The 12,515-nt window shown below is 52.4% G+C and carries 12 protein-coding genes; all 12 read right to left on the reverse strand.

Going from position 1 to position 12,515, the window contains the following annotated elements; translation table 11 throughout:
• Window positions 1–793 precede the first annotated feature (793 nt).
• Window positions 794–1,777: a lipoyl synthase gene (lipA, locus tag ACJJIE_RS12370; protein ID WP_282931475.1), complete on the reverse strand. Its 984-nt coding sequence runs from the start codon at window positions 1,775–1,777 to the stop codon at window positions 794–796.
• Complete coding sequence (gene lipB, locus ACJJIE_RS12375; RefSeq protein WP_444891893.1) at window positions 1,770–2,471, reverse strand: lipoyl(octanoyl) transferase LipB; 702 nt, start codon at window positions 2,469–2,471, stop codon at window positions 1,770–1,772. Before lipB ends, lipA begins: the two co-directional genes overlap by 8 nt.
• Window positions 2,471–2,752 (reverse strand): HP0495 family protein, encoded by a 282-nt coding sequence (locus ACJJIE_RS12380; protein ID WP_282931473.1) that lies wholly within the window; start codon window positions 2,750–2,752, stop codon window positions 2,471–2,473. The genes lipB and ACJJIE_RS12380 overlap by 1 nt, the downstream gene beginning before the upstream one ends.
• A gap of 167 nt (window positions 2,753–2,919) precedes the next feature.
• Window positions 2,920–4,065 carry a D-alanyl-D-alanine carboxypeptidase family protein gene (locus tag ACJJIE_RS12385; protein WP_282931472.1) on the reverse strand — a complete coding sequence of 382 codons (1,146 nt, stop codon included), beginning with the start codon at window positions 4,063–4,065 and terminating at the stop codon, window positions 2,920–2,922.
• 249 nt (window positions 4,066–4,314) lie between these two features.
• Complete coding sequence (locus tag ACJJIE_RS12390) at window positions 4,315–5,190, reverse strand: septal ring lytic transglycosylase RlpA family protein (RefSeq protein WP_282931471.1); 876 nt, start codon at window positions 5,188–5,190, stop codon at window positions 4,315–4,317.
• 147 nt (window positions 5,191–5,337) lie between these two features.
• Window positions 5,338–6,348 (reverse strand): lytic murein transglycosylase B, encoded by a 1,011-nt coding sequence (gene mltB / locus ACJJIE_RS12395; protein WP_282931470.1) that lies wholly within the window; start codon window positions 6,346–6,348, stop codon window positions 5,338–5,340.
• 42 nt (window positions 6,349–6,390) lie between these two features.
• Window positions 6,391–7,536, reverse strand: a complete 1,146-nt coding sequence (rodA, locus tag ACJJIE_RS12400; RefSeq protein WP_444891894.1) for a rod shape-determining protein RodA — start codon at window positions 7,534–7,536, stop codon at window positions 6,391–6,393.
• Window positions 7,529–9,427 carry a penicillin-binding protein 2 gene (gene mrdA / locus ACJJIE_RS12405; RefSeq protein WP_282931468.1) on the reverse strand — a complete coding sequence of 633 codons (1,899 nt, stop codon included), beginning with the start codon at window positions 9,425–9,427 and terminating at the stop codon, window positions 7,529–7,531. Before mrdA ends, rodA begins: the two co-directional genes overlap by 8 nt.
• A gap of 120 nt (window positions 9,428–9,547) precedes the next feature.
• Window positions 9,548–10,024: a 23S rRNA (pseudouridine(1915)-N(3))-methyltransferase RlmH gene (gene rlmH, locus ACJJIE_RS12410; RefSeq protein WP_282931467.1), complete on the reverse strand. Its 477-nt coding sequence runs from the start codon at window positions 10,022–10,024 to the stop codon at window positions 9,548–9,550.
• 5 nt (window positions 10,025–10,029) lie between these two features.
• On the reverse strand, window positions 10,030–10,407 hold the full coding sequence (rsfS, locus tag ACJJIE_RS12415) for a ribosome silencing factor (RefSeq protein WP_413663146.1): 378 nt from the start codon (window positions 10,405–10,407) through the stop codon (window positions 10,030–10,032).
• The gene (gene nadD / locus ACJJIE_RS12420) at window positions 10,404–11,111 is read right to left on the reverse strand and encodes a nicotinate-nucleotide adenylyltransferase (protein ID WP_444891895.1); all 708 of its coding nucleotides are present in this window, start codon (window positions 11,109–11,111) and stop codon (window positions 10,404–10,406) included. Before nadD ends, rsfS begins: the two co-directional genes overlap by 4 nt.
• Window positions 11,112–11,135: 24 nt before the next feature.
• The gene (locus ACJJIE_RS12425; protein ID WP_444891896.1) at window positions 11,136–12,419 is read right to left on the reverse strand and encodes a glutamate-5-semialdehyde dehydrogenase; all 1,284 of its coding nucleotides are present in this window, start codon (window positions 12,417–12,419) and stop codon (window positions 11,136–11,138) included.
• Between the last annotated feature and the right edge of the window lie 96 nt (window positions 12,420–12,515).

The raw sequence follows: 12,515 nt of genomic DNA on the forward strand, positions 1-12,515 counted from the left end.
TGCCTAGCTTGGCTAGATCAGCCCATTGAATATGGCAGATGAGACACCTAAAAAGGCAGAATCTCTGACAGTTATTGTTTTATCTAAAGTTACTGAAGATCGCCTATTAGTGCAATTACTGTTATCGCATAGAAAGCTCGGACGGTTAGTCACATACAGAGGGGCTTCTAGCTTCTAATTGGGACATAAGATCTAACAAAAGTATGCTTACTAGTAGAGTTTAATTTGCTAGGCCAATAGAGAGCCCAAAGTACGTTAGTAAAAAACGTTGATGTTGGCACAAATTAAAATTGCTGCTCCAATCAGAGAGCAATTCGTATTTACAAACATTAATTTTATTTCTACTGGAGTTTGATCAAAAACAACCACATTCAATTCAGAAACCTATCACGCAACCAACAAAAGCCTCTGGTCATTAAATACATGTTTCCGTCAAAGATTATTATTCTATATACAGACAGCCACTATTAAACCTTTTAATTTAAAGGTCCAAGGTCAGATCACGGAGAAGCCTCATCAACAGGCACTATAAAAGCCCCCAGATAGAAAATGGAGATTTCTTAAAACAGCACTATATTAGAAATGAAACAATTAACTTTTACGTATCTCAGAAATATTTATCTCGACAATTAAGCGATCTAAAGTTAATCCGCTTTATCAAGAAAATAAACTCACTGCTATACCGACTAACTGCCAATAGCTGATAAAAAGAAAGTGAACTCTCGTAGAAGAGTAGCAAAAGAATAAACAGGGAGAGGAAAATGAAATTCCACTCCCCCACTCTGAACTTATGTTAGCCCACTTTCTCCCCGTGGGCCTGCTTATCAGCGTGATAAGAGGAGCGTACCAAGGGACCACAGGCCGCGTGCTTAAAGCCGATTTGCTCGGCGTAGCGGCGATACTCTTCAAACTCATCCGGATGGACGTAGCGTTGTACCGGCAAGTGTTCTTTACTCGGTTGCAGATACTGGCCGATCGTAAGCATATCGATATCATGCTCGCGCATATCGTCCATTACCTGGAAAATTTCCTCTTTCTCCTCACCCAGGCCAACCATCAACCCGGACTTGGTCAGTACGTCAGGGCGGCGCTTTTTGTATTCCTGTAGCAGCTTTAAAGACCACTTGTAATTAGCACCGGGACGAGACTCTTTATACAGGCGTGGCACAGTTTCCAAATTGTGGTTAAACACATCCGGAGCTTCTTTCTCCAGAATGTCCAGCGCTACATCCATACGGCCTCGGAAATCCGGAGTGAGAATTTCCACTTGCAGGTTCGGGGATTGCGCTCTCGATTCACGAATACAATTGGCAAAATGCTCGGCGCCACCATCGCGCAAGTCATCCCGGTCAACAGAGGTGATTACCACATAGCGCAAACTCATTGCAGCAATGGCATCCGCCAGGTTCTTAGGCTCTTCCGGGTCCAGTGGATTGGGCTTACCGTGGCCCACGTCGCAGAAAGGACAGCGACGGGTACAGATTTCACCCATGATCATAAATGTCGCGGTACCGCCACTAAAGCACTCTCCCAAATTAGGGCAGCTCGCCTCTTCACAAACCGTTGACAGTTTTTGTGAGCGGAGAATATTTTTGATGCGATCCACTTCTTTTGAAGCGGGAACCTTTACGCGAATCCAGTCAGGCTTACGCAGTAGGTTATCGCTGGCAATTACCTTCACCGGGATACGCTCTACCTTATCGCCATCGCGAAGTTTCTCCCCCTGCTGGAGGCGGCGAGTGCGCTTAACGGGCACCAGGTCGGGTTTATCAGCCATTACTTAATTCCTGCTGTTCTGCGCTCAGCTGCGCAAATACTTTTTCATCAATGGGTTGCCACTGGGCGTCGGGCAACTGAAGAGTGTGGAGCAGCTCGCGTACAAAAATCTCGGCGACCTGGCTCCAACTCGGGGTTGGTTCCAATATTTCAGCCATCTGCACCATCTGCATCCCCGCGTAGCCACAGGGGTTGATCCGCAGGAATGGAGCCAGATCCATATCGATATTGATGGCAATACCGTGGAAACTGCACCCCCGCCGAACTCGCAATCCGATAGAGGCAATCTTACTTCCCACACGTGGGCCTTCAGTGAGGTAGACCCCAGGCGCATCGGTCCTGGGTGCCGCTGTAACACCAAAAGTTTCCAACATTGCCACCGTGGCAGTCTCCAGGGTAGTGACCAGATCACGCACGCCGATTTTTGCTCTGCGCAGGTCCAGCAATGGGTACACCACCAACTGGCCGGGGCCGTGATAAGTCACCTGTCCCCCACGATCCACCTGAACCACGGGTATATCACCAGTATTCAGCAGGTGCTCGGCTTTGCCTGCCTGCCCCTGGGTGAAAACCGGCTCGTGCTCTACACACCAGATCTCGTCGGCAGTTTCGCCATCGCGACTATCGGTATAGCGCGACATGGCCTGCCAGACACTCTTATAATCTCGCCGCGCAAGATCGCGAACAATGGTCATCAGAGCACCATATGCACAGCGGGGTGCTGTTTCAGTTCTTCAAATAACGCTTTGAGCTGCTCCTCACCAGTGGCGAGGATAAAGAAAGTCATTGAGGTGAATTTACCAGTACTACTGTCACGCAAGGTAACGCGCTCTTCATCCAGGCCGGGGGCATGGCGACGCATCACATCCAGTACAAATTCGTGCGCCTCATCATTGGCATCACGCACGACCTTGACCATGTAGTCTTCGCAGGGAAATTCAATTTTCGGGGCTTTTTGATTGGGATCTTGACTCATACCACTCTCCGGGGCCGGGCTGTTAGATATTGAGAAAAGCTTAGGCACAGCCGGGCGGCGATTATACAGCGGCTAAACAGCAGTGGACAGTGAGCAAAAGGGGAAGTGGACAGAGAGTGGGGAGGGATGGACAGGGATGGGAACCATTCCCATCCCTAAATCAGCAATTAGCTAAAAAAGCCCATTACAAAGCGCTTGATAGAGTCCCACATGCGCTTGAAGAAACCGGCACGCTCCACATCTTCAGCAGCAACGGCTTTAACATCGGCGACAGTCTCACCATCCAGGGTCACAACAACTTTACCCACTGGCTGGCCCTTCTGCACAGGCGCTTCCAGCTCACCATCCACAATCAGGTCGGCCTTAATGCCTTCCTCACCGCCACGGGGGATGGTAACGAAAACATCTTTAGCTACGGCAATACCCACGCTGGGCTCTTTACCACCCCAGACACGCTCCGTCTGCAGCTCTTCACCCTGACCATAGACCTTGTGGGTTTGGTAGTAGCGGAAGCCGTAGGCGAGTAGTTTTTGGGTCTCAGAGGCGCGTTTCTCATCACTGTCGGTGCCGACAACAATAGCAACCAGGCGCATGCCGCGCTTCATTGCAGAAGCTACCAGGCAGTACCCTGCTTCTTCCGTATGGCCGGTCTTAATTCCATCTACAGAGGAATCGCGCCACAGCAAACGATTGCGGTTGGGCTGGTTAATGCCGGAGTAGCTGAAATACTTCTCGGAATAAATATCGTAATGCTCTGGGTGGTCCATTATCAGCGCGCGCGCCAGTACACCCAGGTCATGGGCAGTCGTTACATGCCCCTCTGCAGGCCAGCCGGTGGCGTTGACGAAGTTAGTATCTTCCATTCCCAGCAGCTCTGCCTGCTGGTTCATAACTTCGGCAAAGACCTCTTCACTACCGGAGACGTGTTCTGCAAGGGCAATACTCGCATCGTTACCGGATTGAATAATCACACCGCGCATCAAGTCGATAACCGGCACCTGGTCACCCACTTTGACAAACATCTTGGAGCCACCCTTGCGCCAGGCCTTTTCAGAGATACGAACCATATCGTTTTCTTTGATGCTCCCCTTAAGGATCTCCTCAGAAACGATATAGGCCGTCATCATCTTGGTTAGGCTTGCCGGCGGTACCGGAGTATCCGCCTCGTGCTCAACCAGGACCTGACCGGTATTGGCATCTAAGAGCAGGTAAGACTTTGCCGCCAATTGAGGCGGTGCAGGGATAAGAGATTGCGCCTGGGCCAGGCCCGCACATAACAACAGGAAAGAACAGGCGATAATCCGTGTGATCATAGGTATATGTCTCGTCATTCCTCGTTTTCGTTGGCTTAACCTGCAACGAAATCTACAAGGTTAATCAGCGGCACTAGAGCTTGTCACCAAACGCCGCCTATCATTACAAAATTACAAAATACAAGAAAAAACGCGTCAATGCGCACTATTTTGTGAACGGGTATTCAAATGACTGCCACCGATAGCATCAGTCACAATCATTTAAGGCAGATATCACCCTTCCCTATTGATACCCAAAAGCCCACAACACTATTCGTAAACTACTTGTGGCTGTCCAAATTGCTTTTGCTCAACAGTTTCCCGCGCTGTTGCCAAAGCTCTCTGCTGGGTGAGTGGGCCAATTCGAACTCGATAATAAGTCTTGCCGCCACTCTGAACAGAACTAACAGCAACAGGATAGTCAATGGCCGCTGCCAATTGGGTGCGAATTTCCTGAGCCTGCGCGGAACTGCTATAAGCACCAACTTGCAAATAGGTATTGTCGGGTAACTTGATAGTCGTATCTTCCGCCAAACCAGCGGTGCCATCACTATTGGCCAGCACTTCATTGGCCGCCGGCAACGCGGCCGGGTCCAGAGCCTCTACCTCAACCCGAGCAATGCCTTTATCAATGTATCCGAGCTTTTGCGCAGCAGTATAACTGAGGTCGATGATGCGCCCGTGTACAAAGGGCCCCCGATCGTTTACCCGCACGATAATACTGCGGCCATTGTCGAGATTGGTGACCTTGGCATAGCTGGGCAGTGGTAGCGTTTTATGGGCAGCAGACATGGCATACATATTGTAGACCTCGCCATTTGCAGTGCGTCGGCCGTGGAATTTTGTTCCATACCAGGAAGCCTGCCCCACCTCTTTATAACCCTTGACGTCATTGCGTACACGATACGTGACACCGTTGACCTTATAAGGGGATTTATTGCCGGCGTCGCCGATCGGCTCGCGGACAGGGATCGGTTCAGGGGCTGCTTGCATATTTACCGGAGCAGCAGGGCCACTATCCTTGATGCTATTAAAGTCCGGCTGCTTTGTGTTTTCGGTTTTCTGTGGTTTTGGCTGCGGGCCACTACAGGCCGCTAATATCAGGACCGCCAGGGCCACTCCCCAACGCGCTTTGCACTGAAACATAATCCCCCCGGCGCGCGACAACTTATTGCTGCCGTCTCCAAGCCGCTATTATCTGGAACTGCTAAATAAAATAGAAAAATATGAACACTAAAAACCCAAATGGTTCCCTCCATTTGGGTTAAATTTAGCTGCGGGACTGAAGCCGCCTTAAGACTTGCCGCCTCTCGCTTTAACGATCTCTTGGGCCAGGTCATTGACGGCCATAGCGTAGAGACGACTACGGTTATAGCGGGTGATAGTCGCGAAATTATTCAAACCGAGCCAATACTGTTTTCCCTGCTCAGTTTGCAGGGAGAATACGTTGGCTGGCATTTCCGGAGCCACCTGGCTAGTAGCGTTAAAGCCTTTGTCCGCCAATTCTCCAACGGTCCACTGCGGCTGCAGAGTATCGTTGACGATTGTCATATCTGCATTCGGCCGGGGGCTGGCCAGTACCGCGACCGGTTCGCCGGGCTTCCAACCGTGCTTCACGAAATAGTTAGCCACACTGCCGATCGCATCGGTAGGATTATTCCATATATCCGCCTTGCCATCGTCGCTGAAGTCCACCGCATAAGAGCGGTAGCTTGAAGGCATGAATTGACCGTAGCCCATAGCCCCAGCATAAGAGCCCTTGAGAGCCAGGGGGTCCATATCCTGCTCACGAGTCAGCAGTAGGTAATTTTCTAACTCTTTGGTAAAAAACGCCGAGCGACGAGGGTAGTTAAATGCCAGCGTGGAAAGAGCATCCAGAACTCGGTAGCCGCCCATATTACCGCCGTACCGGGTTTCAATACCGATAATAGCGACGATCATTTCAGCGGGTACACCGTATTTCTTTTCAGCCTCAGCCAGGGCCTCAGCATTTTGATCCCAGAAGTCCACCCCACCAGCAATGCTCTGCGGGGTGAGAAACATTTTGCGATACTCGTGCCAGGGCTTGGCTTTCTCAGCTGGCCGTTTGATCGCTTTTAGGATGGAGTCTTTGCGCTTGGCCTCACGCATCAAGGTCTGCATTTCTTCGCGATTAAAATCGTGCTCTTCCACCATATAATCAACGAATTGTTGCGCTTGTTTATTGTCCCCATGACCCGGTTCCTGCGCACAGGCAGCGAGGGCCAGTCCCATCCCGATTAATAATCCCGAGGTCCACTTCAAAACGACCGCTCCTGTCTTCATCTCGCGTCTCTAAATCCGGTTATTGTCCCTGTGCAGTGCCCATCAAAAATGCACTCTGCGCCTCTCCGTGCCAACAGCCATAAGAAGGCCAAACCCGGCCATCAATGTAATCAAGGATGTCCCGCCGTAACTAATCACTGGCAAGGGCACCCCAACTACCGGCAACAATCCTGTAACCATACCAATGTTTACAAATACATAGACAAAAAAAGTGAGGGTAATACTCCCCGCCAACAATCGACCAAATACGTGCTGGGCCATAAAGCTAATGTAAATGCCACGGGCGATAATCAGTACATATAGCAAAAGCAGCAACAGGGCGCCGCGCATGCCCCACTCCTCCGACAGTACCGCGATAATAAAATCGGTATGACTCTCCGGCAGGAAGTCCAACTGTGACTGAGTTCCCTGCAGATAGCCCTTGCCATAAATGCCACCAGAGCCGATAGCAGCTTTGGAGTTAAATATATTCCAGCCAGTATTAAAACGGTCATCGTCTGGGTTGAGCAGGGTCAAAATTCGCTGGCGCTGGTAATCGTGTAGCCCCCAGTGCCAAATAGGGTAGGCGGCAACCAGTAAGGCCATTGCCGCCACACTGATCATCTTCCAACTCAACCCCGCTAGATACAGGGCAAATAAGCCCGATGCCGCAATCAGGATTGAAGTTCCCAAATCCGGCTGGCGCACAATCAGGGCTGCGGGAACTGCCACAATTGCCAGCGCCCCTATCACTGTTATCAACGAGGGCGGCAGCCGGCGCTGATGCAGATAAGCCGCCACTGCCATGGGGACACCGAGCTTCATCACTTCCGATGGCTGGAAGCGAAATCCACCAATTTCCAACCATCGCTGCGCTCCCATCGCTTTGGTACCAAAGAACAATACCCCAACTAGGAGTACACATCCGGCCAAATAGGCCCAGGGGGACCAGCGTCGGTAAAAATCCAGGGGGATTTGTGCAACGATAAACATGCCCACAAAGGCTACACACATAAAAATCGATTGGCGTCGCACATAATTCATATCACCGCCGGAGGCACTGTATAGCACCCCAAGTCCCAAGGCTGCCAACACTAACAACAACACTAATAGCGGTATATCCATATGCAGGCGGCGGGATAGGCTGACCGGTCTGCGCAGACTTCCATGGACATCTGACAAACGGTGGGAGAAGTCACGACTAGCCATTGCTCGCCCCCTCGCCCAAATGGGTAGCATTCGCAGCTTTCTGCAGCTCTTGCTGCGGGCGTGACATCCACTCCGCAAACAACTCCCGAGCCACCGGTGCAGCAACCTTGCCGCCACCCTCGCCATTCTCGACCAGCACTGAAACGGCAATACGGGGGTTATCCACAGGCGCAAAGGCCACAAATAGGGCGTGATCGCGATGCCTCTCCTGCAGCGCTTCGGAGTCGTAACGTGCCCCCTGGGCAATGCCGACCACCTGAGCAGTGCCTGACTTACCCGCCACGCGAAAATCCAGATCTTTACCTGCCCGCTTCCCAGTACCTGTACTGTGGTTGACTACAGCCTCCATTCCCTCGAATACCAGATCCCAGTGATCCGGGCGTGCCTCGAGGTTATGCAATATCTCCGATGGCTGCTCCACCCCGTTGATCGACTTGACCATTTGCGGGCGATAATGAGTTCCTCGATTGGCTATCGTGGCAGTCATCACTGCCAATTGCAGTGGCGTGGCCAATACAAACCCCTGCCCCAACACCGCATTTAAACTATCTCCGGGGAACCAGGGCATTCCGCGGGCACCACGCTTCCAATCCCTAGAGGGAAATAGCCCAGAATTCTCAATCGGCAAATCAATTCCAGTCTTGGCACCCAGGCCGAAATGGGAGGCGATACTATGCATATCATCAATATCCCAACGGTGCGCCATATCCCAGAAGTAAACATCACAGCTTTGCGCCATAGCCTGCACAAGATCTACTTTTTCACCATGCCCCCAGCGCACGTGGTCACGATAGATGCGGGGATCATTAGGTAGCTTGTAAAAGCCTGGGTCCTTAACCGTAGTCTCCCGGGAAATAATGCCTGCCTGGAGTCCACCGAGCCCCATCAGCGGCTTTAAAGTAGAACCTGGTGGATACCGACCCTGGACAGCCCTATTAAACAGAGGTACATCGAGGGAATCGCTGAGCGCCCGATAGTCGGCAAAGCTAATGCCGGTCACAAACAGATTGGGGTCGAACGATGGCTTGCTAACAAACGCCAGCACTCCACCGCTATTTACATCGATTGCAACTACTGCGCCGCGTCGATCTCCCAGGGCATCAGAGGCGACTTGTTGCAGCCGAGCATCCAGGTTGAGCACCAGATCAGCGCCCGGTTTGGGATCTTGTCGCTCAAGTACGCGCAGCACTCGGCTAAGAGCATTAATTTCAACATTTTCGTAACCAACCTCCCCGAGCAGAAGGTCCTCGTAGGAGCGTTCCAACCCGACCTTACCGATACTGCGGGTACCCCGATAGCGGCGCACATCATCTTCGGTAAAGTTATTCAGATCGCTATCACTGATTCTCCCCACATAACCCACACTGTGGGCAAATAGATCCCCCAGGGAGTAGTAACGCACCAGCTCCGCCTCCACCAACACTCCCGGCATACGGAACTGGTTAACACTGATCCGAGCAATTTCATCATCATTCAATCGAAACCGGAGAGGCACCGGCTCATATGAGGGGCGACGGCGCTTGAGGCGTTTCTGAAATTTGGCAACATCGTTTTCATCGAGTCGCACCAGATTACCGATCAACTCCAAGGTCGCGTCCATATCACGAACACGCTCGCGAACAATCGACAAGTTATAACTGGCGCGATTATCTGCCAATAGAATGCCGTTGCGGTCGTAGATCAACCCCCGGGTTGGCGCAACCGGACGCACCTGGATGCGGTTCTCATCAGACTGGGTGCGGTAGTCCTCATAATTGACGACCTGCAGGTTATAGAAACGTGCAACGAGGACTCCCAACAAGAAGACAACACCCAAAAGCGCCACCAACATACGATTGCGAAACAATCGCTGCTCGGTATGAGGGTCCTTGAGGTGGTAATCGTGCGGCATCAGAATTTATTCGATGGTTTTTGACTGGCGTACAAAAAAACTAATTCCCTACATTAACACAGGGCGAGTCAGGAGAGAGAACCGAGTCGGCAAATCTCTCCGCGACTTATCGCAAATGCTTTATTTGTGGTAGGGATGGCCGGCCAATAATGTCCAGGCGCGATAAACTTGTTCAGCCAGAACCACTCTCACCAGCGGGTGCGGCAAGGTCAGTGGGGACAGGGACCAGCGCTGGCGCGCACGGGCGAGGCAGTCTTCAGATAAACCGTCGGGCCCGCCAATTAACAGGCTGATATTTTCCCCGAGCATTTGCCAATCACTTAATTGCGCCGACAACTGCTCGGTACTCCAGGGCTTGCCTTTCACATCGAGCGCTACCACGTGATCCCGCGGTCCCAAAGCGGCGAGCATCGCCTCGCCCTCTTTTTTTCGCGCTTTTTCAATCAGGGCTGCAGAGCTCTTTTGGCCTCGTTGGCCGAGTGGAATTTCCACCATTTCCAGAGCAATTTCCCGGGGCAGGCGCTTAGCGTACTCGGCGTAGCCCTCCTGCACCCAAGCCGGCATTTTTCCACCGGCGGCAAGAATGCGGATTTTCACAGCAATTAACCCTGGTGCGGATCACTGCCATCGGCATCGTCACGGGTATTCGGAGTCATAGACCAGAGTTTCTCCAGATCGTAGAAACCGCGAACATCTGCGAGCATCACGTGGACAACCAAGTCACCGTAGTCGACTAATACCCACTCGCCCTGGTCGACACCTTCAACACCAATGGGGCGAATACCTTCTTTTTTCAGCTCGTCTACAACGTTCTCTGCCAGGGACTTAACCTGGCGGCTGGAAGTACCAGTACAGATCAGCAGATTGTCCATTACATCTGAAAGCCCGGAAACATCCAGGGAAACAATATCCTTACCTTTCAAATCTTCCAGCGCATTGAGAGCGATATCTTTAATATTTGTCATAACACCTTGATTCATTGCGGGTCGCCTGAAGCAACCTCTGTATAAAGTCGATGATCTTCTATGTACTGCAACACAGTTGCGGGCAGCAAATAGCGTGGCGACTGGCCACTTTTAATTAATTCGCGAATTTGCGTCGCGGAAATCGGCAACATGGTCTGCTCCCGCAACAGCAGGCAACCACATGCTCGTGTATGCAAGTCTGCAACCGTGCTCCGATGATTCTCCAGCAGTTCTGCCAGAGGGCCATGCTCTTCGCTATCGCGATCTGGCAGGTGCCAGCCCGGCCTTGTTACCACCACCAGATGTGCCAGCTCCAAGAGGCGCTCCCAGCGGTGCCAGCGGTGCAGACTCAATAGGGAGTCCAATCCCATACAGAAACTGATGGAGGTTTCACCTCCCAGTTCACTGCGCAGCTCCTCCAGGGTATCTACCGTATAAGTAGCTCCGCCACGATGGAGTTCTCGCTCATCCAGGGTGAGCTCCTCACACCCCTCCAGCGCCAGAGCCAGCATTTCGCTGCGCTGGCGGGACGATACACCTGGCGTCTGCCGGTGGGCAGGCTGGTGGCTGGGTAGCAGGCGCATTTCATCAAATTCGAGCACCTGCCGCAGCTCCAGCGCCATGCGCAAATGACCGAGATGAATCGGATCAAAGGTTCCGCCAAACAGGGCCAACGTATGCCTTTTGCTCGCCACAATTATTTCTCGTACCTCTCGCACTCGCTGCCCCAAAGGGAAAAATGCTTATTGCCGGATATGGCCATCTCCGAACACAATCCATTTTTGCGAAGTGAGCCCTTCCAGGCCAACCGGGCCGCGGGCGTGGATTTTATCAGTACTGATACCAATTTCCGCCCCCAAGCCGTACTCGAAACCGTCAGCAAAACGGGTTGAGGCATTAATCATCACTGAGCTGGCATCCACAGCACTCATAAAGCGGCGGCTGCGACTGTAATCCTGAGTGACAATTGCCTCGGTGTGGCCGGATCCGTAACAGGCAATATGGTCCATAGCCGCTTCCATATCCGCAACAACACGCACAGCGAGAACCGGGGCAAGGTATTCCTCACTCCAGTCATCTTCTGTCGCCGCTACACAGTGAGGAATGATTTCACGGGTCCGGTCACAACCGCGCAATTCAACCCCTTTTTCTTCGTAGGCACTAGCCAAGCGCGGCAGTATATCCGCCGCAACCATCTCGGCAACTAAAAGTGTCTCCATGGCGTTACAAACACCATAGCGATGGGTCTTGGCATTGAGGGCGATATCGAAAGCTTTGTCCAGGTCAGCCCGATCATCGATATACACATGACAAACACCGTGCAGGTGTTTGATCACCGGCACCCGGGCTTCGCGACTGACCCTTTCAATCAGGCCGGTTCCGCCCCTGGGTACAATTACATCCACATACTCCGGCATGGTGATCAGGGCACCCACCGCCGCTCGATCGGTGGTATCGACAACCTGCACCGCCGTTTCCGGCAAACCCGCTTCTCGCAAGCCGGCGGTAATACAGGTGGCAATTGCCTTGTTCGAGTGCAGCGCTTCACTGCCTCCACGCAAAATTGTGGCATTGCCGGATTTTAAGCACAGACTCGCTGCATCAATGGTCACATTGGGCCTGGACTCATAAATAATGCCCACCACCCCCAGGGGCACACGCATTTTGCCCACTTGAATGCCGCTGGGGCGATAGCGTAAATCTTCAACTTCTCCCACCGGATCGGGCAGCTCTGCCACCTGCACCAGGCCCTCGATCATGCCATCGATGCGGGCATCGTTAAGCTCCAGGCGATCTAGAAGAGCCGCATCCAGGCCGCGCTCGCGACCCGCCTGCATATCCAATGTATTGGCCTTCAGTAGAGACACCCGCTGAGTCTCCAATTGGACAGCGATGGCTTTGAGAGCATTATTTTTGGTGGAGGTATCCGCGGCAGCTATCTGTTTGGCTGCGGTACGGGCGGCGCGCCCCATCTGTTCGAGCTTGGCGCGAGTGGATTGCTGATCAGCGGTGTCTGTGGCGGTCACTTGGCTCTCCGTGCAAAATCCGGTCGGCCGCGCAGTATAACCCAGCGAGACCCGGTTTAAAGTGCCGATTACCGGGCCGCACAGCTTTGTATCTAG

The organism is Microbulbifer maximicatervae (SeqCode) (genome assembly GCF_052467325.1).